Below are 25827 nucleotides of genomic sequence, written 5' to 3'. Positions count from 1 at the left end.
GTTCTTCAAGGTCAGCTCAAGGCTGTTGAAGCTGCCCTGGCGAAGCACGTCAAGGCGCATCACACCGGCCTGGTCGAACTGCTATCCAGTGTTCGCGGAGTAGGACCCGCTACCGTCGCCACGCTGATCGCCGACGTGCCAGAACTCGGCAAGCTGACGCGGCGTGAGGTCAGTGCGCTGATCGGGGTAGCGCCCTTCAACCGCGACTCGGGAGCGTTTCGCGGCAAACGAATGATCTTCGGCGGACGTGCCGCAGTCAGGCGCATGTTGTACATGGCGACGTTAGCGGCCGTACGCTTCAACCCGGTCATTGGGGCCTTCTACCATCGGCTCGTCGCCACCGGCAAGCCGAACAAGGTTGTTCTGGTTGCCTGCATGAGAAAGCTGCTGACTATCCTCAACGCCATCGCAAAAACAGGAAAGCCGTGGGATGAATCCATCCACACGGCTTGACAGGTAAGACAGTTGCTCATTAAGGCCCGCCGGACATCCGGCGGGCCTTTCATCGTGCTGATCGCGCTTCAGGCGCAGCGCCCGGGCGCCGCATCGGCATCAGGCCAGCAGCGAGCGCAGCATCCACGCGGTCTTTTCGTGCGTCTGCATGCGTTGCGTGAGCAGGTCGGCGGTCGGTTCGTCGTTGGCCGCTTCCGTCGACGGGAAGATCGCGCGCGCGGTGCGCACCACGGCTTCCTGGCCCTCCACCAGCTGGCGGATCATGTCTTCCGCGGCCGGCACCCCGTCCGCTTCGGGAATCGACGAGAGCTTCGCGAATTCCTTGTAGCTGCCCGGCGCATGCACGCCCAGCGCACGAATACGCTCGGCGATGGCGTCGACAGCCAGCGCGAGTTCGTTGTACTGCCCTTCGAACATCAGGTGGAGCGTGTTGAACATCGGCCCCGTGACGTTCCAGTGAAAGTTGTGCGTCTTCAGATACAGCGTGTAGGTGTCCGCGAGCAGGCGCGAGAGACCCTCCGCGATCTTCTTGCGATCCTTGTCGCTGATGCCGATATTCACGTGCTGTACGGTTGCTTTTTTGGCCATGACGACTCCTTGTGTAGCAGTGAGACTACGCGTGCTTGACGATCCTGTTGTGCCCGCCTGCGCCTTAAAAAAAGCTGGCGCGCGAGCGCTCGATCGGTCGTCAGTGTAGCCTGGAAATATCAGAAACCCGGCTCATCCGGCCCTACTGTGCAGCAACGCGCCCGGCTCGTTCAGCGCCCTGCCAGGTGCGCGAAGGCTTGCGTGGCGATCGCCACGAAGCCGCTCGCCACGATCGCAAAGCCCACCATCCGGCGCACGATCTGCGTGCCTTGCGCACGCGTGCGCGCCATTGCGGCCGCATTTCCCGGTCCCATCGTCTTGAGCGTCATCGTCATCGTTCGGGTCATGATCATGCTCCTGTGGTCGTCCCTCGAATTCCTGCTTCAGGCGCGGCTCGCTGTCTTGACGTTGTGACAACAAACCGCGCCTGCGTCCTTACTTCGCCAGCTTCGCGATCGCGTCGATCACGCCTTGCGCATACGCAGGATCGGCGCGGCGGAAGTGTTCGATCTGACGCTCCACGATCTGAGCCGGCACACCGTTGATATGCCGGGCGATGTTCGCGAAAAGCCGCTCGCGTTGGCCCGCATCGAACAGCCGGAACAACGCGCCCGGCTGGCTGTAGTAGTCATCGTCTTCGCGGTGATCGTAGTGATCGACCGCACCGGCCGCGAGCGGCGGCTCACCCGCCTGCGGACGCTGCGCGAAGTCGCCGAAACGACTCGGTTCATAGTTCACGTTGCCGCCCAGGTTGCCGTCGGTGCGCATCGCGCCGTCGCGATGGAACGAGTGGAACGGGCAGCGCGGCGCGTTCACCGGAATCTGGTGATGGTTCACACCGAGGCGATAGCGCTGCGTGTCGCCATACGAGAACAAACGCCCCTGCAGCAAGCGATCCGGCGAGAAGCCGATGCCCGGCACCACGTTCGCCGGCGTGAAAGCGGCCTGCTCGACATCGGCGAAATAATTCTCCGGATTGCGGTTCAGCTCGATCGTGCCGACGTCGATCAGCGGATAGTCCTTGTGCGGCCAGATCTTCGTGATGTCGAACGGGTTGTACGGCACCTTCGCGGCATCGGCCTCGGGCATCACCTGAATGCGGAAATGCCACTTCGGGAAATTGCCCTTTTCGATTTCGTTGAAAAGATCGCGCTGCGCCGATTCGCGGTCCTGAGCAATCACCTGCGCGGCTTCGGCATCGCTGTAGTTCTCCACGCCCTGCGCCGACTTGAAGTGGAACTTCACATAGAAGCGCTCGTTGTTCGCGTTGATGAACGAGAACGTGTGCGAGCCGAAACCGTGCTGCTGGCGATAGTTCTTCGGAATTCCGCGATCGCTCATGAGGATCGTCACCTGATGCAGCGACTCCGGATGACGCGACCAGAAGTCCCACGCGGCCACGTTGTTGCGCATGTTGGTGCGCGGATCGCGCTTTTGCGTGTGGATGAAGTCCGGGAACTTGAGCGGATCGCGAATGAAGAACACCGGCGTGTTGTTGCCGACGATGTCCCAGTTGCCCTCTTCCGTGTAGAACTTGATCGAGAAGCCGCGCACGTCGCGCTCGGCGTCGGCCGCGCCGCGCTCGCCCGCCACGGTCGAAAAGCGGATGAAGAGCGGCGTTTCCTTGCCGACTTCGCCGAACACTTTCGCCTTCGTGTAGCGCGAAATATCGTGCGTGACCTTGAGCGTGCCGAACGCGCCCGAGCCCTTCGCGTGCACGCGGCGCTCGGGAATCACTTCGCGGTCGAAGTGCGCGAGCTTTTCGAGCAGCCACACGTCCTGGAGCATCACCGGGCCGCGCGGACCGGCGGTGAGCGAGTTCTGGTTATCGACGACGGGTGCGCCGGCTGCCGAGGTGAGAGTACGGTCGGTCATGCTGGATTCCTTCCTTGCTTGCGTGTGTGTTCTGGAATTCGGTGAAATCTGCTTCGGGATGGCGCGAGGCCGTCAGGCGGACAGCGCGCGATCGACGAGCAGCGAGAACCACACGGTGCGAAGGCCAGAATAGGTGCGTGCCGAGGTGCTGGGGGTGTTCGGGGTGGTGGTTTGCATCGCTTCCTCCAGGGGTTTCCGGTTGAGATCGGTTAGAGGAAACTCTATCAACGACTATCGATATCTGTAATTTGATTTATTCAATCTATCGAATAGGCGTTGATTATTAGGGTCGCAGTAAGGCTGGGGATGGTGGCGCGGGCGGTTGCCGCGCTCGAAAGGAAAACGCGCCGCGCAGCCCGAAAGCGCACGGCGCGAGATACGTCAGGCAGCCTCGGCAGGCGCCTCGATCTTCTTCACGCCGGGCAACTCGCAGGCGTGAATGGCGTCGACGATCGCCTCGATCGCCGGCATGCGCGTGAAGCTCTTGCGCCACGCGAGCACCACGCGGCGGTCCGGCACGGGTTCGTCGAACGGCACGTAGGACAGCAGCCCGGAATCCACGCCGCCCGCGTGCGGCTTCACCTCGGTCACCGACATGCGCGGCAGCACGGTAATGCCCACGCCGCTCGCGACCATATGACGAATGGTCTCCAGAGACGAGCCTTCGAACGTCTTCTGGATGCCATCGGCGTTCTGCGAGAAGCGCATCAGTTCGGGGCACACGCCCAGCACGTGGTCGCGGAAGCAATGACCGCTGCCGAGCAGCAGCATGGTTTCCTGCTTGAGGTCGTCCGGGTCGATCTTCGGGCGCTGTTCCCACGCGTGGCCCGACGGCAACGCCACGACGAACGGTTCGTCGTAGAGCGGGCGCAGCGTGAGGCCGGTTTCGGGGAACGGCAGCGCCATGATCGCCACGTCGATTTCGCCCTGCTTGAGCAGCTCGATGAGCTTGAGCGTGTAGTTCTCCTGCAGCATCAGCGGCATTTGCGGCACGCGCTTGATCATCTGCTTGACGAGCGTGGGCAGCAGGTAGGGCCCGATCGTATAGATCACGCCAAGGCGCAGCGGCCCCACGAGCGGGTCCTTGCCCTGCTTGGCGATTTCCTTGATCGCGAGCGTCTGTTCGAGCACACGCTGGGCTTGCGTGACGATCTGCTCGCCGATGGGCGTGACGCTCACCTCGCTCGTGCCGCGCTCGAAGATCTGCACGTTCAGTTCGTCTTCGAGCTTCTTGATGGCGACCGAAAGGGTCGGCTGGCTCACGAAGCAGGCTTCCGCGGCCCGTCCGAAGTGGCGCTCTCGAGCTACCGCGACAATGTATTTCAATTCAGTGAGCGTCATTCGGGGACCAATCAAAAAAGGTGAATCAATAGTTTGTAGTTATACACCTATGGCGGTGATTCGCCAATAATCAACACCCCTATGCGGGGCGTGATCATGACAAAAGGGTCAGACGGCGTAGGCGCGCGCAGGTTCCGCGCAATGGACTCGCAGTTGGACTTTTTACGCTTTCAGATACTGCTCGCGGGCGCCGAGCCAGCGATTCAGATGCTGCGTGACGACGAGCGGAAACTCGTGCAGCAGCCGATCGGCCGCGCCGCGCGCAGGCTCGATGAGCCACGCGTCGGTCTCGAGGTTCGCGAAGCGCAGCATTGCAGCGCCAGATTGACGCGCGCCCAGGAATTCGCCGGGGCCGCGGATTTCGAGGTCCTTGCGCGCGATCTCGAAGCCGTCGGTGGTCTCGCGCATGGTTTGCAGGCGCGCGCGGCCCGTGAGCGACAACGGCCCGGTGTACAGCAGCACGCACACCGAAGCGGCGCTGCCCCGCCCCACGCGCCCGCGCAACTGGTGCAATTGCGCGAGGCCGAAACGCTCGGCGTGCTCGATCACCATCAGCGACGCATTGGGTACGTCCACGCCCACTTCGATGACCGTCGTCGCCACGAGCAGCTGCACCTCGTTGCGTGAGAACGCATCCATGACGGCGGCCTTGTCCGTGGAAGCGAGGCGGCCGTGCACGAGCCCGACGGTGAGCTCCGGCAGCGCGGCTACCAGCGTTTCGTAAGTCTCGACGGCCGTTTGCAGCTGCAGCGTCTCGCTTTCCTCGATCAGTGGACATACCCAGTACACCTGACGACCCGTGAGCGCCGCTGCGCGCACGCGCGCGATCACTTCCTCGCGGCGCGCGTCGGAAATGAGCTTCGTGAGGATCGGCGTGCGGCCGGGCGGCAGCTCGTCGATGGTGGAGACGTCGAGATCCGCGTAGTAGGTCATGGCGAGCGTGCGCGGGATCGGCGTGGCCGACATCATCAGCTGATGCGGCTGGAACTCGCGATGCGTCTCGCCAGGCGCTTTCGCGTTCTGCGCCTTGGCACGCAGCGCGAGCCGCTGCTCGACGCCGAAGCGATGCTGCTCGTCGACGATCACGAGGCCGAGACGCGCGAATTCCACGGCCTCCTGAATGATCGCGTGTGTGCCGATCACGAGCTGCGCCGTGCCGAGCGCCGCGGCTTCGAGCGCCGCGCGCTTTTCCTTCGCCTTGAGGCTGCCCGCGAGCCACGCCACCTGCACGCCGAGCGGCTCGAGCCAGCCGCGCAGCTTGCGCGCGTGCTGCTCCGCGAGGATTTCGGTGGGCGCCATGAGTGCGGCCTGGTAGCCGGCGTCGATGGCCTGCGCCGCCGCGAGCGCCGCGACCACGGTCTTGCCGCTGCCCACGTCGCCTTGCAGCAGACGCTGCATGGGGTGCGGCTGTTCGAGATCGTGCGCGATTTCCGCCACCACGCGCTCCTGCGCGCCGGTGAGCGTGAACGGCAACGCGCCGCGCAGCCGCGCGAGCAGCGTCTCGTCGCTCTTGCGGCCTGCGACGTGGCGCGCCATCGCGGGCGCGGCGCGTGTGCGGCGCTCTTCGTGCGCACGCTTGAGCGACAGTTGCTGCGCGAGCAGCTCCTCGAACTTGATGCGCGTCCACGCGGGATGCGTGCCGTCGATCAGCTCGTGCTCGTCGGCGTTCACAGGCGGGTGGTGCAACGTCTTCACGGCGTCCATCAAGGGCGGCAGATTCAGCGGCTCCATGAATTCTTGCGCCACCGCATCGGGCAGCAATTCGGGCAGATGCGCACGCGACAGCGCGTTGTCGATCGCCTTGCGCAGATACGCCTGGCTCACGCCCGCCGTGGAGGGATATACGGGCGTAAGCGCCTGCGGCAGCGGCGCGTCGCCCTCTACGACCTTCACCGCCGGATGCACCATCTCCATGCCGAAGAAGCCGCCGCGCACGTCGCCGCGCACGCGCAGGCGCTTGCCGATCGCCATCTGCGTGACCTGCGAGCCGTAGAAGTTCAGGAAGCGCAAATGAAGCTGGTCGCCGTTGTGATCCTCGAGCTTCACGACGAGCTGGCGGCGCGGCCGGTAGGCGATCTCGTTGTCGAACACCACGCCTTCGGTTTGCGCGATGCCGCCCGGCAGCAGTTCGCCGATGGGCGTGAGCGTGGTTTCGTCCTCGTAGCGCATCGGCAGATGCAACACGAGATCGATGTCGCTGCGCAGACCGAGTTTGGCGAGCCGGTCGGCGGTTTTGGTGAGCTTGGGCTTGTCTTTGGCCGCGGCTTTTTCTACGGCTTCTTCCACGGCCTTGTCCGCGGACTTCTTCGCGGCGCGTTTGCGCGCGGGCGCTGCGGCCCCTTGCGTCGCGTCCGCTTGCCGCTTGCGCTCGCCGTCCTCGGGCTTGCGCGCGTCGTCGGGCGCCTCGCTCGCGGAATCGGCTTCGGACATCAATCGGCTAACGGATGGGGGCATGGGCAGCTTCGCAAGTACAATATCGGCTTTCCGGCATGGCGCGGCGCGTGCAGCGCGACGGCCTCTGCCATCGGGCACGCCGCGCGCATCGCTATCGTGCACGTCCCGCAATCATAGCCTTTCGTCACGCACGAACGGCCATTGCAGCCGCTTTTTGGGGCACAACCGCTTGACGGTTCGGCTCCGCGAAGCCGCCGCGCGCCGGGCCTCCGGCGCATTTCCGTTACTTCAGGCCGCATGTTCAAGCTTTCCGATTTCGATTTCGACCTCCCCGAGGAACTGATCGCGCAGACCGCCCTGCCCGAGCGCAGCGCGAGCCGTCTGCTCGAGGTCGATAACACGACGCAGTTGCCAGGCCAACCTGCGCGTCTGACCGACCGCCGCTTTTCCGACCTGCCCGCGTGCATTGCGCCGGGCGACTTGCTCGTCTTCAACGATACCAAGGTGCTGAAGGCGCGTTTCTTCGGCCAGAAGGCGAGCGGCGGCAAGATCGAGGTGCTCGTGGAGCGCCTGATCGGCGCGCGCACGGCGCTCGCGCAGATCCGCGCGAGCAAGAGCCCCGGCCCCGGCACGGTGCTGCGCCTCGCCGATGCGTTCGACGTGACGGTGGGCGAGCGCGTCGATCAGTTCTACACGCTGCACTTTCCGGACGACTGCCTCACGCTGATCGAGCAGCACGGGCGTCTGCCGCTGCCGCCCTACATCACGCACGACGCCGACGCGAGCGACGAAACGCGCTATCAAACGGTGTTCGCGCAGAATCCGGGCGCGGTGGCCGCGCCCACGGCGGGCCTGCACTTCGACGACGCCCTGCTCGCGCAACTCGACGCGCAAGGCGTGGAGCGCGCCACGCTCACGCTGCACGTGGGCGCGGGCACGTTCCAGCCGGTGCGCGTGGAGAACATCGCCGAGCACAAGATGCATAGCGAGTGGTACGAACTGCCGCAATCGCTCGTCGACAAGATCGCGGCCACCCGTGCGCGCGGCGGCCGCGTGATTGCGGTGGGCACGACCTCGATGCGCGCGCTCGAAGCCGCCGCGCGCGACGCCGACCGCGCAGGCCGCGCGCTTGCGGCAACGCAGGCGGAAACCGATATCTTCATCACGCCTGGCTACACGTTCCGCGTGGTAGACCGGCTCGTGACGAACTTCCACCTGCCGAAGTCCACGCTGCTGATGCTCGTCTCGGCGTTCGCGGGCATCGAGACGATACGCGCTGCGTACCGTCACGCGATTGCGGAACGCTATCGCTTCTTCAGTTACGGTGACGCCATGCTGCTGACTCGAACCGACGACGCGCTCAACAAGTAACACTTACGCTTCCCAAGCCTCCGCGCGACACAACCAACGCGCGGCGGCCTTTCACCATCTGCGCCGGACTTGCGATCCGGAGTTGGCGCTTTAGCGCTTACTCCGGTCCCATGCAAAGCACGCGATCCGGAGTTGGCGCTTTAGCGCATACTCCGGTCCCATGCAAAGCATTTTCCGGTGGCACAGGAGTCAACCGCATGACCGACGGTCATCAAAGCAACGCACGCGCCGAACACGGCACGTATCTGGGCGAACGCCCGCAGAACGGCCTCAAATTCGAATTGCTCGGCACTGACGGCCTCGCCCGCCGTGGCCGCGTCACGCTCAATCACGGCGTGGTCGAAACGCCGATCTTCATGCCCGTGGGCACCTACGGCACGGTGAAGGCCACGCAGCCGCGCGAGCTCGAAGAGATGAAGGCGCAGATCATCCTCGGCAACACCTTCCACCTCTGGCTGCGCCCGGGCCTGGAAACGATCGAGGCGCACGGCGGCCTGCATCGCTTCATGGGCTGGAACCGGCCGATCCTCACGGATTCGGGCGGCTTCCAGGTGTTCTCACTCGGCGACCTGCGCAAGATCTCGGAAGACGGCGTGCGCTTCGCCTCGCCCGTGAACGGCGACAAGCTGTTCCTCTCGCCCGAAGTGTCGATGCAGATCCAGAAGGTGCTGAACTCCGACATCGTCATGCAGTTCGACGAGTGCACGCCCTACGCGACCAACGGCGTGCCCACCACGCACAAGGAAGCCGCGGATTCGATGCGCATGTCGATGCGCTGGGCGCAGCGCTCGATCGACGAGTTCAACCGTCTCGGCAATCCGAATGCACTCTTCGGCATCGTGCAGGGCGGCATGTTCGAGGCCCTGCGCGACGAATCGCTTGCCGGCCTCTCGCAGATGCCGTTCCACGGCTACGCGATCGGCGGTCTTTCGGTGGGCGAACCGAAGGAAGACATGATGCGCGTGCTCGAACACATCGCGCCGAAGCTGCCTGCCGACAAGCCGCACTATCTGATGGGCGTCGGCACCCCGGAGGACCTGGTGGCGGGCGTGGCCTCGGGCGTCGACATGTTCGACTGCGTGATGCCCACGCGCAACGCGCGCAACGGCTGGATCTTCACGCGCTTCGGCGACATCAAGATCCGCAACGCCGTGCACCGCAACTCGCTGCGCCCGCTCGACGAACAATGCGGCTGCTACACCTGCCGCAACTTCACGCGCGGCTACCTGCACCACCTGCACCGCGTGGGCGAGATCCTCGGCGCGCAGCTCAACACGATCCACAATCTGCACTACTACCTGGAGCTGATGAGCGAGATGCGCGCGGCGATCGAGACGAAGACGTTCGCGGCGTTCCGCCAGCGCTTCGCCGAGCAGCGCGCACGCGGCGTGGACTGAGACGGTGTTACCTGCCGCCCGCAAAATATTACAATAACCTTTCGCGACAATGGTGCGGACAAGGCATGCGGTCCGCTCGCGCCGCCCCGGTTTTCACGCGCATGCATGTCGCGTCGGGGCGGGATCCGCGATAAGCACTTGATCGCAAAGCCAATTTTGCGTCATCGTCGCGATGAATGCCGGTGGTAGAATAACCGGCTCGCTTTTTGATCGTAAAAAACGGAGAGACCAACGTGTCGTTCATTTCCAATGCCTTCGCGCAAGGCAGTGCAGCAGGTGGTGCCGAATCGAGCCTCATGAGCTTCCTGCCGCTCATTCTGATGTTCGCCGTGCTGTACTTCATCATGATCCGTCCGCAGATGAAGCGTCAGAAGGAACATCGCAACATGCTCGCGGCCATGGCCAAGGGCGACGAAGTGATCACGAGCGGCGGCATCGTCGGCAAGGTGACCAAGGTCAGCGAAGCCTACGTCGGCGTCGAAATCGCCGATGGCACGGAAATCACCGTGCAGAAGTCGTCGGTCTCGACCATCCTGCCGAAGGGCACGATCAAGTCGCTGTAAAGCTTCACGGTTTCCCCGAGGCCGTTGCCTCCGAAAGAACGGCCTCGCGCATCCGACCCGCCCTCGCAGCCACTGACCGGCAAACGTCAATGCAGGTACGCCCCGAAGGCAACGCCGGACGCGCACGCAGCGCTTAAGGCCATTCCCCTCCCCCGTTGGGTCAACCAATGAACCGTTATCCCCTCTGGAAATATGTCGTGATGCTGGTGGCGCTCGTCATCGGCTTCGTGTACACATTGCCCAATTTCTTCGGCGAAGCGCCCGCGGTCCAGGTGTCGAGCGGTAAAGCCACCGTCAAGCTCGACTCGGGCACGCTCGCCCAGGTCGAAGCCGCGGTCGCCGCGAACAATATCCGCGCGACCGACGTGACGTTCGACAACTCGTCGATGAACGCGAACATCCGCGTGCGCGTCGCCGACACGGACACGCAGCTGCGCCTGAAAGACGCGCTGAACAAGGCGCTGAACGCCGACCTGAACGACCCGCAGTACATCGTCGCCCTGAACCTGCAGAGCGCCTCGCCGCGCTGGCTCACGTCGCTGCGCGCGCTGCCGATGTACCTCGGCCTCGACCTGCGCGGCGGTGTGCACTTCCTGCTCCAGGTCGACATGAACGGCGCGCTCAACAAGAAGCTCGACTCCGACGCTTCGGACGTGCGCACGCTCCTGCGCGACAAGAACATCCGCGACGGCGGCGTGAACCGCGTCAACCAGTCGGTGGTCGTCAATTTCGCCGACGCCGATACGGCCGAGCAGGCGCGCAAGGTTCTCGCGGGCTCGGGCGGCATCACCGAACTGCAGTGGTCCTCGCAGAACAACCCCGAAGGCGGCGTACAGCTCGTCGGCACCTTCACGCCGGCCGTGAAGACGGCGGTTCAGCAAGCCGCGCTCAAGCAGAACATCCAGACGCTGCACAACCGCGTGAACGAACTCGGCGTGGCCGAGCCCGTGATCCAGCAGCAAGGCGACGACCGTATCGTGGTCGAGCTGCCGGGCGTGCAGGACACCGCCAAGGCGAAGGACATCATCGGACGCACGGCGACGCTCGAAGCGCGCCTCGCCGACCCGATGGGCCTGCATCCGGACGTGAACGCGCCGGTGCCGCCGGGCGACGAACTCTTCACGCAAGGCAATGCCGCGCCGGTGCTCCTGCGCAAGCAGGTGATCTTCACCGGCGACCGCATCATCGACGCCTCGGCGGGCTTCGACGAGCATCAGCGCCCTTCGGTCAATATCCGCCTCGATTCGGCGGGCGGCCGCGCGGTGCGCGCCGTCTCGCGCGACAACATCGGCAAGCCGATGGCGATGGTGCTGTTCGAAAAGGGCAAGGGCGAAGTGCTGACGGTGGCGACCATCCAGTCCGAACTGGGCGACCGCTTCCAGATCACGGGCCAGCCCACGCCGCAGGCCGCCGCCGACCTCGCACTGCTGCTGCGCGCAGGTTCGCTTGCCGCGCCGATGGACATCATCGAGGAACGCACGGTTGGCCCGAGCCTTGGCGCGGACAACATCCGCAAGGGCTTCGACTCGGTGATCTACGGCTTCGCCGCCATCGCCGTGTTCATGATCGCGTACTACATGCTGTTCGGCGCGATCTCGATGATCGGCCTGTCGGTGAACCTGCTGCTGCTCGTCGCCGTGCTGTCCATGCTGCAGGCCACGCTCACGCTGCCGGGTATCGCGGCTATTGCGCTGGCGCTCGGTATGGCGATCGACGCGAACGTGCTGATCAACGAGCGCGTGCGCGAAGAACTGCGCAACGGCGCGCCGCCGCAGCTGGCCATCCAGAACGGCTACGCACACGCCTGGGCGACGATTCTCGACTCGAACGTGACCACGCTCATCGCCGGTCTCGCACTGCTCGCGTTCGGTTCGGGCCCGGTGCGGGGCTTTGCGATCGTGCACTGTATCGGCATTCTCACGTCGATGTTCTCTGCCGTGTTCTTCTCGCGCGGTCTCGTGAACCTCTGGTACGGCGGCAAGAAGAAGCTCAAGTCGCTCGCGGTGGGTCAGGTGTGGCGTCCGGAGCCGGATGAAGGTACGCCCGCGCTCGCCGGCGCCGATGCCGGCACGGACACGGGCCGCGCCGTTGCGGCCACCACCGGCGCCGCCCGGCGCGAACCGGCCAAGGCCGGCGCGAAGGGCGCCGCACGCGCCAAACCGGTCGTACGCCGCCGCGATGCCCAGGGCGGCACTGGCGGCTCCGGCAACAACACCGGCTCGTCCCGCTGATACGGAGTCACGAACATGGAATTTTTCCGCATCCGCAAGGACATCCCGTTCATGAAGCACGCGTTGATCTTCAACGCGATCTCGCTTCTTACCTTCATCGCGGCGGTGTTCTTCCTCTTCCACCGTGGCCTGCACCTGTCGATCGAATTCACGGGCGGCACGGTCATTGAAGTGCAGTATCCGCAGGCGGTGCCGCTCGAGCCGCTGCGCGACTCGCTCACGAAGATCGGCTACGGCGACGCCCAGGTGCAGAACTTCGGCACTTCGCGCGACGTGCTGATCCGCCTGCCGCTCAAGCAGGGCCTGAGCTCCGCGCAGCAGAGCGACCAGGTGATGTCCACGCTCAAGGCGGCTGAGCCGCAGGTGCAGCTGCAGCGCGTGGAGTTCGTCGGCCCGCAGGTCGGCAAGGAACTCGCCACCGACGGCCTGCTCGCGCTCGCCTGCGTGGTGGCGGGCATCGTCATCTACCTGTCGTTCCGCTTCGAATGGAAGTACGCCGTGGCCGGCGTGATCGCGAACCTGCACGACGTCGTGATCATTTTGGGCTTCTTCGCGTTCTTCCAGTGGGAGTTCTCGCTCTCGGTGCTCGCGGCCGTGCTCGCCGTGCTCGGCTACTCGGTCAACGAATCGGTCGTTATCTTCGACCGGATTCGCGAGACCTTCCGGCGCGAGCGCAAGATGAGCGTGACCGAAGTCATCAACCACGCGATCACCAGCACGATGTCGCGGACCATCATCACCCACGGCTGTACGCAGATGATGGTGCTCTCGATGTTCTTCTTCGGCGGCCCGACGCTGCACTACTTCGCCCTGGCGCTGACGGTGGGTATTCTCTTCGGCATCTATTCGTCGGTGTTCGTTGCCGCGGCGCTCGCCATGTGGCTCGGCGTGAAACGCGAAGACCTCATCAAGGACAAGAAGGAAAAGTTCGATCCGAACGATCCGAACGCGGGCGCGCAGGTGTAAGCGGCGCACCAGCAAAAAAGCCGGTTCTCGCGAACCGGCTTTTTTTTCGTGCCTGCGCAACGCAACGGCCTTCGCCGCGCTTGCCTACTGCTTGATCCCTTCGGCCTGGATATGCAGCGTGGTCTTCATCTTGAAGCCGTACTTCTTGCCCGAGTCCATGCCGAAGTCGTCGCGGTTGAATGCGGCTTCGGCCTCCACGCCGCATACCTCGCGCTTGAGCACGGGGTGCTGCATGCATTTGAACGACGCGATCTCGAGCTTGAGCGGCCGCGTCACGCCGTGCAGGGTGAAGTCGCCGATCACCTCCTTGGGCGTATCGCCATTGAAGACGATGCGCGTGCCCTTGTAGGTGGCCGTGGGGTACTTCGCGACATCGAGAAAGTCGTCGCCCACCAGATGCTGGTCGAGCTGCGGATTGCCGGTCTGGATCGACGCCGGATCGATCGTCACGTCTACGGTGCCCGTCTTCGCCGCGCGGTCCAGCGTGACCATGCCCGTGGTCTTCGTGAACTTCCCGCGCCACGTGGACAGACCGCCGAAGTGGTCGGCTTCGAAGCTCGGAAACGTGTGATTCGGATCGAGCTGGTAAGTATCGGCGGCGTGCGCGGCTTGCGTCATCAGAGCGGCGAGCGACACGGCGCAGCCTGCGGCCATCAGTACGAGCTTGTTCAAAAGCGCCTCCTCGGGGTCGTCCATCTACTTGTGCGCGACGACGATGTGAAATTTGATGAGCACTTCGTCGGCCACAATTGAGGTGTCCTTCCACTCGCCGGTGCCGATTTCGAAGGCGAGCCGGTGGATCGGCAACGTGCCGTCGAAAGTCTGCGTCCCGCCCTGCTGCGTGAGCACGACGGGCACCGCCACGTTCTGCGTGTGCCCCTTGATCGTCAGTTTGCCGCTCACGCTGTACTGGTTCGTTGCGGTCGGTGCGATGGCCGTCGAGACGAACGTTGCCTGCGGGAACGTCTTCGCGTCGAACCATTCGGGTCCGTGCACCGAATCGTTGTAGGTCGGGTCGCCCAGATCATAGCTCGCCGTGTCGACCGTGATCTTCGCGCTGCCGCCCGCGGGTTTGGCCGGATCGAAGGCGATCTGCGCGTCGAACTTCGTGAAGCTGCCCTGGACCGGCACGTTCATCTGGCGCGAGACAGCGACGATCGTACTCTTCGCCGCGTCGAGCTGCGCATGCGCGGCTGCGCCCGCGAGCAGCGCCGCAGCGGCGCCGGCCCACACTGCCGCGGCCCCGACCGCCGGGCGCCACCGGTAAGAACGAATCCACCTCGACAAGGCTTCCATGATCGTCTCGCTTTGATTGCGTAGTCATTGACTTCGTGGATGGGCAGCGGCCACCTTGCGCAGCCATGCATGCTCCATGCCCGAAAGATAGTCCAAATTGGGTGACTGCAAACATCTGGAGATAAGGGCCGGGTCCCCGCCGGCCTCGCACACGCTCACGGCACAAACGTGGCACACTTCGCAGCCCGTTCGCAGCCCGTTCGCAGCTCCGGCAGCCGCCCCGTGCGGGGCCCGCGGCTCGTTCCGGCACGCCGCCGGGCGCGTTTGGTAACATGGCGCGAAGCGCTGTCGGCACCTTTCGGCCTGTGTGCCGCCGCAGCGCGTCCTTCGTTCACGTCGTTTTGCAACACCTGCCCGCATGGCCCAGGACAAACTGATCGCGTGTCACGATTGCGACGCGCTCTACCGCAAACCGCGGCTGCTCGGCCGCCAGTCAGCGCGTTGCTCGCGCTGCGGCGCCACGCTCTACAGCAGCGCCGCGTCCCAGCTCGACCGCATCTGCGCCATCACGCTCGCGGCGCTCGTCACCTTCATCATCGCCCAGTCGTTCCCGATCATCGAGCTCGATGCGAACGGCATCACTACGGAGTCGAGCCTGTTCGGCGCCCTCGTGGTGCTGTGGCACGAGGACATGGAGGTCATCGCGGTGATCGTGTTCTGCGCAACCATCCTCTTTCCGCTCACGGAGATGGTAGCGCTGCTTTACGTCCTGCTGCCTGTGCGGCGCGGCTTCATTCCCCCGGGCTTCGACTACGTGCTGCGCTGCATCCAGTTCGTGCGGCCCTGGGGCATGCTCGAGGTCTTCATGCTGGGCGTGCTCATCACCATCGTGAAAATGGTGAGCCTCGCGCGGGTGATTCCCGAAACCGCGCTCTTCGCCTTCGGCGCGCTCACGCTGATGTTCACCGTGGTCGTCACGTTCGATGCGCGCACGCTCTGGGACATTGCCGACGGCCTGCGCGACGCCGCCCGCGCGGCCCGCGGGGGCAGTGCGGGTCCGGGCGGCCTCGCCGGCGACGCCGGCTCGGGCGGACCGCACACGCCGCATTCGCCCGCCTCGCCGTCACCGGCGCACCCGCTCTCCGAGCCCGAGATCCGCGAGCCCGGTACAGGCGCGCAAGACCCGGCAGCGCCGCGCGGCCGCCCGCTGCCCAAGGGGCCCCGATGAAATACCAGACCGCCAGCGACGCCGGCTACATCTCCTGCCACGCCTGCGGGCACGTGCAGGCGCATGTGCGCGCGCGGGGCCACGTGCGCTGCGCACGCTGCGGCTCGCCCATGCACGAGCGCAACCCGGACAGCATCATGCGTACGTGGGCGCTCCTGATTGCCGCGGCGCTGCTCTACATCCCCGCGAACCTGCTGCCCGTGATGCATACGACCTCGCTCGTCGGCGAAGAGGACGACACCATCATGAGCGGCGTGGTCTACTTCTGGACCTCGGGCGACTGGCCGCTTGCCGTGATCGTCTTTATCGCCAGTATTCTCGTGCCGATGCTCAAGCTCTCGGTGCTCGCGCTGCTCGCGTTCACCTCGCAGCGCGGCTCGACCTGGCGGCCCGTGGAACGCACGAAGCTCTACCGGCTCGTCGAATTCATCGGGCGCTGGTCGATGCTCGACGTGTTCGTTGTCACGCTAACCGTGGCGCTGGTACGCTTCCAGTCCCTTGCGGTCATCACGGCGGGCCCCGGCGCAATCGCGTTCGGCTCGGTCGTGATCCTGACGATGATCGCCTCGATGCAGTTCGATCCGCGCTTGATCTGGGATCCGGTGGACGAAGACAAACACAAACCTGCGCAACACACACAGGATCAACCCCATGAATAGTCCGAAAGGACCGACCCCGCCCAATCTGCCGGAGCCGGAGATCGTCAAGCCGCGGCGCTGGCTGCCCTCGCTCGTCTGGATCGTGCCGATCGTCGCGGCGCTGATCGGCGTGGCGCTCGTCGTGAAGTCGGTCGCCACGCGCGGCCCGACCATCACGATCAGCTTCGTGAGCGCCGAAGGACTCGAGCCCGGCAAGACCAAGGTCAAGTACAAGGACGTGGACATCGGCTCGGTGCGCGCCATCAAGCTCTCGCCCAACCTTTCGCATGTGATCGTTACGGTCGAACTCACCAAGGACGCCGAACGCTTCGCCGTGAAGGACAGCCGCTTCTGGGTCGTGCGCCCGCGCGTGGGCGCTAGTGGCGTTTCGGGCCTCACCACGCTGCTGTCGGGCTCGTACATCGGCGCGGACGCGGGCCGCTCGCAGGAGTCGCAAAGCGACTTCGTCGGGCTGGAGGCGCCGCCTGCCGTGACCATCGACGAGAAGGGCCATCGCTATACCCTGCACAGTGCGACGCTCGGCTCGCTCGACATCGGCACGCCGATCTTCTACCGGCGCATCCAGGTCGGCCAGGTGACGGGCTATTCGCTCGACAAGGACGGCACCGGCGTGACGGTGCAGGTGTTCGTGAGCGCGCCCTTCGACCAGTACGTGGGCACCAACACGCGCTGGTGGCACGCGAGCGGCGTGAACGTGCAGCTCGATTCGAACGGCATCAAGGTCAACACGCAATCCCTCGCCACGATCGTGGTGGGCGGCCTCGCGTTCCAGGCTCCGCCCGGGCAGTCCATGGGCCCCCAGGCGCCCGACAGCGCCACCTTCGCGCTGGCCTCCGACGAGGCTGAGGCAATGCGCGAGCCGGACGGTGCGCCACAACGCGTGGTCATGTACTTCAACCAGTCGTTGCGCGGCCTTTCGGTGGGTGCGGCGGTCGATTTCCGCGGCATCGCGCTCGGCCAGGTCACCGACATCGGGATCGAATACGACCCGAAACAGCACAACTTCACGATGCCAGTGACGATCGACCTCTATCCGCTGCGCCTGTCGCGCCGCATCCGCGGCGAAGCGCCCGCGCCGCATACGCCGCAAAGCGAGGAGCTGATCAAGCGGCTCGTCGCGCGCGGCCTGCGCGGCCAGTTGCGCACCGGCAACCTGATCACGGGTCAGCTTTACATCGCGCTCGACATCTTCCCGAAGGCGGGCCCCGCGACGGTCGACTTCAACCACGACCCGCTCGAGCTGCCCACGGTGCCGAACTCGCTCGAAGAACTGCAGCTGCAGGTCGCGGACATTGCGAAGAAGCTCGATCAGATTCCGTTCGACAAGATCGGCAACAACCTGAACGACTCGCTCAAGAACGCCAACCAGCTGTTCGGCAAGGTGAACGACCAGATCCTGCCGCAGCTGCAAGGCACGCTCGACCAGGCGCAGAAGACCTTCAACGCCGCGCAGTCCACGCTGCAGCAAGATTCGCCGCTGCAGTCCGACGTGCACCAGGCGATGCAGGAACTCACGCGTACGCTGCAATCGCTCAACGCGCTCTCCGATTATCTGGAGCGCCATCCCGAATCGCTGCTGCGCGGCAAATCTGGAGACAAGCCATGACGTTCCGACGCGTCCCCGCCCTTGCCGCGCTCGGCGCGCTGGTCATAGCCGCCGCGCTGGCGGGCTGCAGTTCGCCCGCCAGCCGGTTCTACACGCTCAGCCCGAGCGACGACACGGGTCGCACCGCCGCGGCCGCGCCGAGCGCGGGCAACGCCCAATGGCTGATCGAACTGGCGCCTGTCGACGTGCCGCCGCAGGTCGCAAAGGCACAGTTCGTCGTGCAAACCGACGCCAACCAGGTGCGTGTACTCGAGCAGGAGCGCTGGTCCTCGATGCCCGGCGACGAGATCCGCCGGGCGCTCTCCGGCGACCTCACGCAGCAGCTCGGCACCATCGACGTGTACGGCTCGCCGCACCCCGAGGGCGTGCCCGTCTATCGCGTGAGCGTGAACGTGCAGCGCTTCGAATCGTGGCCGGGCTCGCACGCGCTCATCGACGCCGTGTGGAGCGTGCGCGCGCTCGACACGCAAACGGTCCTGACCTGCCGCAGCGTGCTCAACGAGAAGGTGGGCGACGGCTACGACGCGCTCGTCATCGGCCACCGGCAGGCGGTCGAGGCGCTCTCGCAGTCGATCGCGAGCGGCGTGCGCGCGCTCGCGGCCGCTCCGCGCGTGAGTGTGGCCTCGAATGGCACGAAGGCTGGTGTGCGTGCGAAGACGGCGGCGAGCATCGCGTGTCCGCAGATGGCGGCCGCCGGCGGCTGAGGCGGCGTTTTTTGCTGAGGCGGCGAACGCATGAAGTAGCGGAATTTGACTGACGATAATGCGCGATCGAAGCGACGACGGTAGGGTCGACCTATCGGCACCGGCAAGGTGAAACTGCTTCGGCGGCACATCGCGCGTGAACCACAGTTCACAGTCAGTCAACTATGGATTACACTTCTCCCTGTCTCACGATCCGGACGACCGAGGTATTCGACACATGGTTCGTCAACCTGAAGTCCACCCAGGAAGCCGACATCAGGGCTGCGCACAGCATGCTCGCGGAACTCGATACGGAGTAAGCACCCATGTCTGCGAAGACGATCAAGACCCGGCCCTGGGATTCTGCCGAACATCTCCAGACCGAAGACGACATCGCCGAATACTTCGAAGCCTGCCTGCGCGAAGGGGGTGACGATCCGGCGTTCATCGCCCATGCGCTGGGAGTGATCGCTCGTGCCCGCGGCATGGCGCAGGTGGCGCGCGATACGGGAATCAGCCGCGAGGGGCTCTACAAAGCGCTCTCCCGCGAAGGCAACCCAAGCTTCGTGACCATCCTGAAAGTCGTGAAAGCGCTCGGGCTCGAACTGCACGGCTCGAAGGCGTCCGCCTGACTCGCGCAACGCCCGCGCTGCCGACCCGGCGCGCCAAAAGGCAACCGTACCTGGCCGCTCCCGCAACCCGCGTACAATAGCGCCTTCCCCGCAGCGTCCCATCCTCCTTCATGTCTTTCGATTTCTTTGCCCCCTGCCCGCGCGGCCTCGAAGCCACGCTCGCCGCCGAACTGGCCGAAACCGCGCAACGGCGCCTGCCGCCCGGCGCACTTCAGGTCGGCGCCGAGGTGCCCGGCGGCGTGCATTTCCGCGGCAACTGGGCCGGCGGCATCGCCGCCAACCTCCATTCGCGCATTGCGAGCCGCGTGCTCCTGAAGATCGCCCAGCGCCCGTATCGCAGCGAACAGGACATCTATGCGCTCGCGCGCGAGCAGCAGTGGGAGAAGTGGTTCTCGGCGAACGAGACGATCCGCATCGACATCACCGCGATCAAGTCGCCGCTGCGCAGCCTCGAATTCGCCACGCTGCGCGTGAAGGACGCGATCTGCGATCGCATGCGCGACAAGGCAGGCGCGCGTCCGAGCGTCGATACCGCCTATCCCGATGTGCGCGTCTTCGCCTTCCTCACGGCGAACGAATGCACGCTCTATCTCGACACCTCGGGCGAGCCGCTCTTCAAGCGTGGCTGGCGTCTGGACAAGGGCGCCGCCCCGCTGCGCGAGAACCTCGCCGCGGGCATCCTGCGCCTCACGGGCTGGACGCCCGGCACGCCGCTCTACGACCCGATGTGCGGCAGCGGCACCTTTCTCGCGGAAGCCGCGCAAGTCGCGCTCGACATCGCGCCGGGGCTCGATCGCCGCTTCGGCTTCGAGTCGCTCAAGCAGGCCGACATGGCCGCGTGGCGACACCTCAAGAGCGAGGCGAACACGGCGCGCAATCTCGCCCAAGGCAAGACCAGCGATCTGCTGATCTACGGCAGCGACATCTCCGATGTCATGCTGGAAAAGGCGCGTGCGAACTTCAAGCGCGCGGGCTTTGGCAGCGTGACGCTCAAGCAGCTCGACGCGCGCAACATGACGCCTCCCTCGGCTGCGCCCGGCATTCTCGTGGCGAATCCGCCGTACGGCGAACGTATCGAGGTGCGCGGGCGCAACGCGCGCGGCGAGGCACGCCCTACGGCGCGCGAGCTGCGCGGCGACGACGACGAAGGCTTTCGCCGCGCCAAGGACGAGGCGCCCGACGCCGAATTCTTCCAGGCGCTCGGCGACGCGCTCAAGCAGCGCTTCACGGGCTGGCGCGCGTTCGTCCTCACCTCGGACCGCAAGCTGCCGGGCCAGCTGCGCCTGCGCGAAGCTGCCAAGACGCCGCTCTACAACGGCGCGCTCGAATGCCGCCTGTTCCGCTTCGACCTGATCGCGGGCAGCGTGCGCCAGCGTCCAGCGAACCCCGCCGCCAGCAGCGACGACGCCAGCTGACATTGGCAAACGCGCATGGCGGGTGGCCTTCCCACCCGCCGCCTCGACTCGCCCGTCACGGCGCGTCAAACCTACTGACAACACGCTGTCAGCAGCCCCCTGGCACACTGCTTCTACGCCATCCGGCGAGGCTGCCGCCGCCCGGCTGCCGCCATTCAACGTCCGCCGTTGTCTTCGAGGAGCTGCACCGTGTCTACCGATCTGTCCCGTGTGATCTCGTGGTTCGAAATTCCCGCGCACGACCTGGAGCGTGCCGCCCGTTTTTACGAAACCGCCTTCGACACCGCGCTGCAGCGCGAGGTGGTCGGCGGCGTGCCGATGGCGCTGTTCGCTCACACCGATACGGAAACCGGCGGCTGCATCGTGTTCAATCCGCATGACGCCAAGCCCGACCCGAAGGGCGTGCTCGTGTATCTGAACGCGCAGCCATCGGTCACCGCCGTGCTCGACCGCGTGCAAAAAGCCGGCGGCAAGCAGCAAGGGCCAGCGGTGGAGTTGCCGAACAATTACGGCTATATCGGCTTCTTCATTGATACCGAAGGCAACCGCGTCGGTCTGCACGCGCCGAAGCTCGGCTAAGCCGCGGCCGGGCGCCACGCGCGCCCGGCGCTATCATCTGTGCTTATCCCAGTCACCGCGCCCGCCTTCGCGACTGCCCTGCCATGACCCGCCGTGCCGACCGCCTTTTTCGCATCGCCGAACTGCTGCGCGGCCGGCGTCTCACCACGGCGCAGCAGCTCGCAGAATGGCTCGAAGTTTCGCCGCGCACGGTTTATCGCGACGTGCGCGACCTGCAGCTCTCGGGCGTGCCGATCGAGGGCGAGGCGGGCATTGGCTACCGTCTCGCGCGCACCGCGAGTCTGCCGCCGCTCACCTTCACCGCCGACGAACTCACCGCGCTCGCGGTAGGCGCTCGCATGGCCGAGTCGTGGGGCGGCGCGGCGCTCGCGAGCGGCGCACGCGGCGCGCTGGCGAAGATCGCCGCCGCGATGCCCGCGGAAAAGCGCGCCGTGCTGGAACGGCTTGCCGTGTTCGCGCCCGCGTATCACATGGATCACGCGTTTTCGGACAAGCTCGACGCGCTGCATCGCGCCGTCGACACGCGGCTCGTCGTGCGCTTCGCGTACTGCGACCGCATCGGCGCGCATACGCAGCGGCGCATCTGGCCGCTCGGGCTCGTGTACTGGGGCGCGCAATGGACCGTGGGCGCCTGGTGCGAAATGCGAGAGGACTTCCGCAATTTCAACATCGCGCGCATGGAGAACGTGGAAGTGCTCGAGCAGTTTCCCGATGTGAGCGGGCGGCGCCTGGCCGACTATCTGCGCCGCGTGAATGCGCCTTCGCTCTGAGCGCTCAGCACAGCCGCAATTGAAAAAGGCGCACATCGCTGCGCGCCTTTCGCGTGGGTCTGATGCGAGCCGCGCTTACTCCACCGCCTTCACCATCTCCTCGATCACCTTCTTCGCGTCGCCGAACACCATCATGGTTTTATCCATGTAGAAGAGTTCGTTGTCGAGGCCCGCGTAGCCGGCCGCCATCGAGCGCTTGTTCACGATGATCGTGCGCGCCTTGTACGCCTCGATGATCGGCATGCCCGCGATCGGCGACTTCGGATCGTTCTTCGCCGCCGGGTTCACCACGTCGTTCGCGCCGAGCACCAGCACGACATCGGTCTGGCCGAACTCGTTGTTGATGTCCTCCATTTCGAACACCATGTCGTACGGCACCTCGGCTTCCGCGAGCAGCACGTTCATGTGGCCCGGCATGCGGCCCGCCACCGGGTGAATCGCGTAACGCACGTCCACGCCCTTCTCCACGAGCTTGTCCGTGAGTTCTTTCAGCGCATGCTGCGCGCGTGCCACCGCAAGGCCATAACCGGGGACGATCACCACGCTCTCGGCGTTGCCGAGCATGAACGCCGCGTCGTCAGCCGAACCCGACTTCACCGGACGCTGCTCCTGCGCGCCGCCTGCCGCCGCCGCACCCGCCTCGCCGCCGAAGCCGCCCAGCAGCACGTTGAAGAACGAGCGGTTCATCGCGTGGCACATGATGTACGAGAGGATCGCGCCGGAAGAACCCACCAGCGAGCCCGCGATGATCAGCATGGCGTTGTTCAGCGAGAAGCCGATGCCCGCCGCCGCCCAGCCCGAGTACGAGTTCAGCATCGACACGACCACGGGCATGTCCGCGCCGCCGATCGGGATGATGATGAGCACGCCCAGCGCGAACGCGATCAGCGTCATGATGATGAACGGCAGCCACGACTGCGTGAGGAAGAACAGGATGCCGAAGCCGATCATGCCGAGCGCGAGCATCAGGTTGATCAGATGCTGGCCCGGATAGACCACCGGCGCGCCCTGGAACAGCCTGAACTTGTACTTCCCGGAGAGCTTGCCGAAGGCGATCACGGAACCCGAGAACGTGATCGCACCGACGAACGTACCGATAAAGAGCTCGATACGGTTGCCGTACGGCAGGAAGCCCGGATACGGCGCGTCTTCTGCCACCAGTCCGAACGCGGCCGGCTCCGAAACCACCGCATACGCGATGCACACCGCCGCCAGACCGATCAGCGAGTGCATGGCCGCGACGAGTTCGGGCATCTTCGTCATCTCGACGCGCGCGGCGACGTACGCTCCGAGGCCGCCGCCCACCACGAGCGCCGCGAACAACAGCGCAAGCCCCAGGCCGAGGTTCGAGCCGAACTGTGCGGACTCCTTCACGATCAGCGCAAGGGTCGTGAGAATGGCGATGGCCATACCGACCATGCCGAACACGTTGCCGGCGCGCGCGCTCTTCGGATTCGACAGCCCCTTGAGCGCCTGGATGAAGCAGACCGACGCCACCAGATAAAGCAGCGTAACGACGTTCATACTCACGAAGTTCAGCCCCATCATGCGCCCTCCTTGCTGCCAGGGGCGGAGAGCTTTTTCGGCTCCTTCTTGCGGAACATCTCCAGCATTCGCCGTGTGACGAGGAACCCGCCGAACACGTTCACGGCCGCGAGCAGCACGGCGAAGGTGCCAAAGAACTTGCCCGGTCCGCCCACGGTCAGGCCCGTGGCGAGCATCGCGCCGACGATCACGATTGCGGAAATCGCATTGGTCACGGCCATGAGCGGCGTATGCAGCGCGGGCGTGACGTTCCAGACCACGTGATAGCCCACGTACACGGCCAGCACGAAGATGATCAGGTTGATGACGGTATGGTTGATGACTTCCATTCTTGTTCTCCTCCTCGTCATGCCTTGCGCGTGACCTGGCCGTCGCGGGCCAACAGCGTGGCCGCGACGATGTCGTCCGCGAGATCGATGTTGAGCGTGGCTTCCTTCGTGACGATGAGCTTCAGGAAGTCGAGCAGGTTGCGCGCGTATAGCGCGGAGGCGTCGGCGGCGACCATCGAGGCGAGGTTCGTGTAGCCGCAGATCTGCACGCCGTGGTGCGTCACCACCTTGTCGGCCTCCGTGAGCGGGCAGTTGCCGCCGCGTCGGCCGCTTGCCTCGTCGGCAACGGGACCGCGTCCTGCCGCGAGGTCGATCACCACCGACCCCGGCTTCATCGCCTGCACGGTTTCCGAAGGCAGCAGCGTCGGCGCGTCGCGGCCCGGAATCAGCGCGGTCGAGATGATGATGTCCGCCTGCTTCGCGCGCTCGTGCACCAGCGCCGACTGGCGCGAGAGCCATGATGGCGGCATGGGCCGGGCATAGCCGCCCACGCCGACGGCCGCTTCGCGCTCCTCATCGGTTTCGTAGGGCACGTCGAGGAATTTGCCGCCGAGCGACTCGATCTGCTCCTTGACGGCCGGGCGCACGTCCGAAGCCTCGATCACCGCGCCCAGGCGCCGCGCCGTCGCAATGGCCTGCAGGCCCGCCACGCCCGCGCCGAGAATCAGCACGCGCGCGGCTTTCACGGTGCCGGCGGCGGTCATGAGCATCGGCATGAAGCGCGGATAGAGGTTCGAGGCCACGAGCACCGCCTTGTACCCGGTGATGTTGGCCTGCGACGACAGCACGTCGAGGCTCTGCGCGCGCGTGGTGCGCGGCGCAGCTTCGAGCGCGAAGGCCGTCACGCCAGCCTCGGCGAGTTTCGCGGCGTTTTCCGCATTAAAGGGATCGAGCATGCCGACCAGCACCGCGCCGCGCTTCATGAACGGCAATTCGCTGACGGTGGGCGACTGGACCTTGAGCACGAGGTCCGCGCCGAAGGCCGTGGCCGCATCGGCGACCTGCGCGCCCACGGCCGTGTAGGCCTCGTCGGGATAGCTCGCGCCAGTGCCGGCGCCGGCCTGGATCGTGACCGTGTGGCCCTGGGCGACGTACTTCTTGACTGTCTCCGGCGTCGCGGCCACGCGGGTTTCGTTCGCCCGCGTCTCTGCGGGCACTCCGATATGCATCGTTGTTTCCTCCTCGACCTTCTTGTTCTAGCTGTTCTGGCTCGAATCGAGCGAAGGGAGGCCGACAAACGGCGTTCAAGCGCCGGCATCCATTGCAACGGCAAACGACGGCACCACTTTAACCGAAAGCAGCGACGCCTTTGTAGCGGGAATTGCCCGTTTTTGTGCGATGCACACAACACGCCGTGTCGTCCGACCGGACGGTCGGCAGTGCCAGCCGATCCAGGCAAGTGCCCTCTGGGGCCCGATCCGGCCCCCGGCAGCGTTCGCGCCGTCCCGGTAAAATACCGGCCCATGAATGAGGAAACCTGGGCACCCCACGTCACCGTGGCCGCGATCGTCGAGCGCGACGGGCGCTTTCTACTCGTCGAAGAGCACACGCCATCTGGACTGCGTCTGAACCAGCCCGCCGGCCATCTGGAAGCCGGCGAAACGCTGCACGAGGCCGTAGTGCGCGAAACGCTCGAGGAAACCGCACATGCGTTCACGCCCGAAGCGCTGGTCGGCGTGTATATGACGCACTTCGGCAAGCCCGGCGAGAGCGGTGCAACGTACGTGCGCTTCACATACTGCGGCAGAGTCGCAGCCGAGGCGGAGGATCGCGCGCTCGATCCGGATATCGTCCGCACGGTGTGGATGAGCGTGGACGAGATGCGCGCGGCAAGCGAGCGCCATCGCACGCCGCTCGTGATGCGCTGTGTCGACGATTACCTCGCCGGCAAGCGCGTGCCGCTGGATTTCATCCAGACGCACGCGACGGCACCGAAGGCAGCACCCGGGATGAACTAAGGCAGCAA

At 65.4% G+C, this 25827-nt stretch carries 25 protein-coding genes and 1 pseudogene; 16 read left to right on the top strand and 10 right to left on the bottom strand.

Annotation, left to right across the window (positions count from 1 at the left end; genetic code table 11):
- Window positions 1-453: transposase (locus BFD71_RS33175; protein ID WP_141710880.1), on the top strand; the 453-nt coding region annotated here is incomplete at its 5' end.
- Window positions 454-552: 99 nt separating this feature from the next.
- On the opposite strand, the gene BFD71_RS33170 is transcribed toward BFD71_RS33175, so the two are convergent.
- From BFD71_RS33170 to recG, 5 genes are all read right to left on the bottom strand, one after another.
- Complete coding sequence (locus BFD71_RS33170) at window positions 553-1041, bottom strand: Dps family protein (RefSeq protein WP_042262475.1); 489 nt, start codon at window positions 1039-1041, stop codon at window positions 553-555.
- 170 nt (window positions 1042-1211) lie between these two features.
- Window positions 1212-1388, bottom strand: a complete 177-nt coding sequence (locus BFD71_RS41660; protein WP_176732993.1) for a hypothetical protein — start codon at window positions 1386-1388, stop codon at window positions 1212-1214.
- An 88-nt stretch (window positions 1389-1476) separates the two neighbouring features.
- The gene (locus BFD71_RS33165) at window positions 1477-2916 is read right to left on the bottom strand and encodes a catalase (RefSeq protein ID WP_069268467.1); all 1440 of its coding nucleotides are present in this window, start codon (window positions 2914-2916) and stop codon (window positions 1477-1479) included.
- A gap of 381 nt (window positions 2917-3297) precedes the next feature.
- Window positions 3298-4257 carry a hydrogen peroxide-inducible genes activator gene (locus tag BFD71_RS33160; RefSeq protein ID WP_069268466.1) on the bottom strand — a complete coding sequence of 320 codons (960 nt, stop codon included), beginning with the start codon at window positions 4255-4257 and terminating at the stop codon, window positions 3298-3300.
- Between the two features lie 162 nt (window positions 4258-4419).
- Window positions 4420-6711, bottom strand: a complete 2292-nt coding sequence (recG, locus tag BFD71_RS33155) for an ATP-dependent DNA helicase RecG (protein ID WP_069268465.1) — start codon at window positions 6709-6711, stop codon at window positions 4420-4422.
- 237 nt (window positions 6712-6948) lie between these two features.
- Between recG and queA the strand changes: the two genes are divergently transcribed.
- The 5 genes from queA (at window position 6949) to secF (ending at window position 13179) form a co-directional block, all read left to right on the top strand.
- Window positions 6949-8022, top strand: a complete 1074-nt coding sequence (gene queA, locus BFD71_RS33150) for a tRNA preQ1(34) S-adenosylmethionine ribosyltransferase-isomerase QueA (protein ID WP_069268464.1) — start codon at window positions 6949-6951, stop codon at window positions 8020-8022.
- 197 nt (window positions 8023-8219) lie between these two features.
- Entirely contained in the window at window positions 8220-9419 is a 1200-nt protein-coding gene (tgt, locus tag BFD71_RS33145; RefSeq protein ID WP_069268463.1) for a tRNA guanosine(34) transglycosylase Tgt, read from the top strand.
- 233 nt (window positions 9420-9652) lie between these two features.
- Window positions 9653-9982, top strand: a complete 330-nt coding sequence (gene yajC / locus BFD71_RS33140) for a preprotein translocase subunit YajC (RefSeq protein ID WP_042262488.1) — start codon at window positions 9653-9655, stop codon at window positions 9980-9982.
- A 167-nt stretch (window positions 9983-10149) separates the two neighbouring features.
- A complete protein-coding gene (secD, locus tag BFD71_RS33135) occupies window positions 10150-12213 on the top strand; it encodes a protein translocase subunit SecD (protein WP_069268462.1) in 2064 nt (687 codons plus the stop codon).
- Window positions 12214-12228: 15 nt separating this feature from the next.
- A complete protein-coding gene (gene secF, locus BFD71_RS33130) occupies window positions 12229-13179 on the top strand; it encodes a protein translocase subunit SecF (RefSeq protein WP_069268461.1) in 951 nt (316 codons plus the stop codon).
- 84 nt (window positions 13180-13263) lie between these two features.
- Here the strand turns inward: secF and BFD71_RS33125 are convergent, their stop codons facing one another.
- Window positions 13264-13833, bottom strand: coding sequence for a YceI family protein (locus BFD71_RS33125; protein WP_141710882.1), 570 nt, complete (start codon window positions 13831-13833; stop codon window positions 13264-13266).
- 42 nt (window positions 13834-13875) lie between these two features.
- Window positions 13876-14475, bottom strand: coding sequence for a YceI family protein (locus tag BFD71_RS33120; protein WP_083245608.1), 600 nt, complete (start codon window positions 14473-14475; stop codon window positions 13876-13878).
- Window positions 14476-14833: 358 nt separating this feature from the next.
- On the opposite strand from BFD71_RS33120, the gene BFD71_RS33115 reads away from it, so the two are divergent.
- The 9 genes and pseudogenes from BFD71_RS33115 to BFD71_RS33080 all read left to right on the top strand — a co-directional run.
- A complete protein-coding gene (locus BFD71_RS33115; RefSeq protein ID WP_083245607.1) occupies window positions 14834-15643 on the top strand; it encodes a paraquat-inducible protein A in 810 nt (269 codons plus the stop codon).
- Window positions 15640-16302, top strand: coding sequence for a paraquat-inducible protein A (locus BFD71_RS33110; protein ID WP_069268459.1), 663 nt, complete (start codon window positions 15640-15642; stop codon window positions 16300-16302). The genes BFD71_RS33115 and BFD71_RS33110 overlap by 4 nt, the downstream gene beginning before the upstream one ends.
- A complete protein-coding gene (locus tag BFD71_RS33105; RefSeq protein WP_069268458.1) occupies window positions 16295-17908 on the top strand; it encodes a PqiB family protein in 1614 nt (537 codons plus the stop codon). The genes BFD71_RS33110 and BFD71_RS33105 overlap by 8 nt, the downstream gene beginning before the upstream one ends.
- Window positions 17905-18612: a PqiC family protein gene (locus tag BFD71_RS33100; protein ID WP_069268457.1), complete on the top strand. Its 708-nt coding sequence runs from the start codon at window positions 17905-17907 to the stop codon at window positions 18610-18612. Before BFD71_RS33105 ends, BFD71_RS33100 begins: the two co-directional genes overlap by 4 nt.
- Window positions 18613-18776: 164 nt before the next feature.
- On the top strand, window positions 18777-18911 hold the full coding sequence (locus BFD71_RS42410) for a hypothetical protein (RefSeq protein WP_256095015.1): 135 nt from the start codon (window positions 18777-18779) through the stop codon (window positions 18909-18911).
- Between the two features lie 6 nt (window positions 18912-18917).
- Window positions 18918-19223, top strand: a complete 306-nt coding sequence (locus BFD71_RS33095) for an addiction module antidote protein (RefSeq protein ID WP_069268456.1) — start codon at window positions 18918-18920, stop codon at window positions 19221-19223.
- A gap of 110 nt (window positions 19224-19333) precedes the next feature.
- A complete protein-coding gene (locus BFD71_RS33090; RefSeq protein ID WP_069268455.1) occupies window positions 19334-20638 on the top strand; it encodes a THUMP domain-containing class I SAM-dependent RNA methyltransferase in 1305 nt (434 codons plus the stop codon).
- Between the two features lie 189 nt (window positions 20639-20827).
- Entirely contained in the window at window positions 20828-21217 is a 390-nt protein-coding gene (locus tag BFD71_RS33085) for a VOC family protein (RefSeq protein WP_028201975.1), read from the top strand.
- Window positions 21218-21294: 77 nt separating this feature from the next.
- Window positions 21295-21987, top strand: a pseudogene (locus BFD71_RS33080) (helix-turn-helix transcriptional regulator); the annotation flags it as partial.
- Between the two features lie 75 nt (window positions 21988-22062).
- Here BFD71_RS33080 and BFD71_RS33075 read toward each other — a convergent pair.
- From BFD71_RS33075 to BFD71_RS33065, 3 genes are read right to left on the bottom strand one after another with little or no spacing between them, the layout of a single operon-like run.
- Window positions 22063-23517, bottom strand: a complete 1455-nt coding sequence (locus tag BFD71_RS33075) for an NAD(P)(+) transhydrogenase (Re/Si-specific) subunit beta (protein ID WP_069268474.1) — start codon at window positions 23515-23517, stop codon at window positions 22063-22065.
- A gap of 14 nt (window positions 23518-23531) precedes the next feature.
- Entirely contained in the window at window positions 23532-23861 is a 330-nt protein-coding gene (locus BFD71_RS33070; RefSeq protein ID WP_028201972.1) for an NAD(P) transhydrogenase subunit alpha, read from the bottom strand.
- A 17-nt stretch (window positions 23862-23878) separates the two neighbouring features.
- Window positions 23879-25030 (bottom strand): Re/Si-specific NAD(P)(+) transhydrogenase subunit alpha, encoded by a 1152-nt coding sequence (locus tag BFD71_RS33065; protein ID WP_069268453.1) that lies wholly within the window; start codon window positions 25028-25030, stop codon window positions 23879-23881.
- Window positions 25031-25324: 294 nt separating this feature from the next.
- Here BFD71_RS33065 and BFD71_RS33060 point away from each other — a divergent pair, with 294 nt between their 5' ends.
- Complete coding sequence (locus BFD71_RS33060) at window positions 25325-25819, top strand: NUDIX hydrolase (protein WP_069268452.1); 495 nt, start codon at window positions 25325-25327, stop codon at window positions 25817-25819.
- The last annotated feature ends 8 nt before the right edge of the window (window positions 25820-25827 follow it).

This window comes from Paraburkholderia nodosa (assembly GCF_001718195.1).
Lineage (GTDB): Bacteria > Pseudomonadota > Gammaproteobacteria > Burkholderiales > Burkholderiaceae > Paraburkholderia > Paraburkholderia nodosa_A.
The sequence above is the reverse complement of the archived record's forward strand: the minus strand, read 5'-3'. Positions and strand labels throughout refer to the sequence as shown.

Excerpts from the sequence above, each read along its gene's own strand:
- BFD71_RS33070 (WP_028201972.1), bottom strand. The coding sequence starts at position 23,861 with ATGGAAGTCATCAACCATACCGTCATCAACCTGATCATCTTCGTGCTG.
- BFD71_RS33105 (WP_069268458.1), top strand. The coding sequence starts at position 16,295 with ATGAATAGTCCGAAAGGACCGACCCCGCCCAATCTGCCGGAGCCGGAG.
- BFD71_RS33165 (WP_069268467.1), bottom strand. The coding sequence starts at position 2,916 with ATGACCGACCGTACTCTCACCTCGGCAGCCGGCGCACCCGTCGTCGAT.
- tgt (WP_069268463.1), top strand. The coding sequence starts at position 8,220 with ATGACCGACGGTCATCAAAGCAACGCACGCGCCGAACACGGCACGTAT.
- BFD71_RS33090 (WP_069268455.1), top strand. The coding sequence starts at position 19,334 with ATGTCTTTCGATTTCTTTGCCCCCTGCCCGCGCGGCCTCGAAGCCACG.
- BFD71_RS33060 (WP_069268452.1), top strand. The coding sequence starts at position 25,325 with ATGAATGAGGAAACCTGGGCACCCCACGTCACCGTGGCCGCGATCGTC.
- BFD71_RS33160 (WP_069268466.1), bottom strand. The coding sequence starts at position 4,257 with ATGACGCTCACTGAATTGAAATACATTGTCGCGGTAGCTCGAGAGCGC.
- BFD71_RS41660 (WP_176732993.1), bottom strand. The coding sequence starts at position 1,388 with ATGACCCGAACGATGACGATGACGCTCAAGACGATGGGACCGGGAAAT.
- recG (WP_069268465.1), bottom strand. The coding sequence starts at position 6,711 with ATGCCCCCATCCGTTAGCCGATTGATGTCCGAAGCCGATTCCGCGAGC.
- BFD71_RS33110 (WP_069268459.1), top strand. The coding sequence starts at position 15,640 with ATGAAATACCAGACCGCCAGCGACGCCGGCTACATCTCCTGCCACGCC.
- BFD71_RS33100 (WP_069268457.1), top strand. The coding sequence starts at position 17,905 with ATGACGTTCCGACGCGTCCCCGCCCTTGCCGCGCTCGGCGCGCTGGTC.
- secF (WP_069268461.1), top strand. The coding sequence starts at position 12,229 with ATGGAATTTTTCCGCATCCGCAAGGACATCCCGTTCATGAAGCACGCG.
- BFD71_RS33170 (WP_042262475.1), bottom strand. The coding sequence starts at position 1,041 with ATGGCCAAAAAAGCAACCGTACAGCACGTGAATATCGGCATCAGCGAC.
- BFD71_RS33095 (WP_069268456.1), top strand. The coding sequence starts at position 18,918 with ATGTCTGCGAAGACGATCAAGACCCGGCCCTGGGATTCTGCCGAACAT.
- BFD71_RS42410 (WP_256095015.1), top strand. The coding sequence starts at position 18,777 with ATGGATTACACTTCTCCCTGTCTCACGATCCGGACGACCGAGGTATTC.
- BFD71_RS33115 (WP_083245607.1), top strand. The coding sequence starts at position 14,834 with ATGGCCCAGGACAAACTGATCGCGTGTCACGATTGCGACGCGCTCTAC.
- BFD71_RS33120 (WP_083245608.1), bottom strand. The coding sequence starts at position 14,475 with ATGGAAGCCTTGTCGAGGTGGATTCGTTCTTACCGGTGGCGCCCGGCG.
- BFD71_RS33065 (WP_069268453.1), bottom strand. The coding sequence starts at position 25,030 with ATGCATATCGGAGTGCCCGCAGAGACGCGGGCGAACGAAACCCGCGTG.
- BFD71_RS33125 (WP_141710882.1), bottom strand. The coding sequence starts at position 13,833 with ATGGCCGCAGGCTGCGCCGTGTCGCTCGCCGCTCTGATGACGCAAGCC.
- secD (WP_069268462.1), top strand. The coding sequence starts at position 10,150 with ATGAACCGTTATCCCCTCTGGAAATATGTCGTGATGCTGGTGGCGCTC.
- queA (WP_069268464.1), top strand. The coding sequence starts at position 6,949 with ATGTTCAAGCTTTCCGATTTCGATTTCGACCTCCCCGAGGAACTGATC.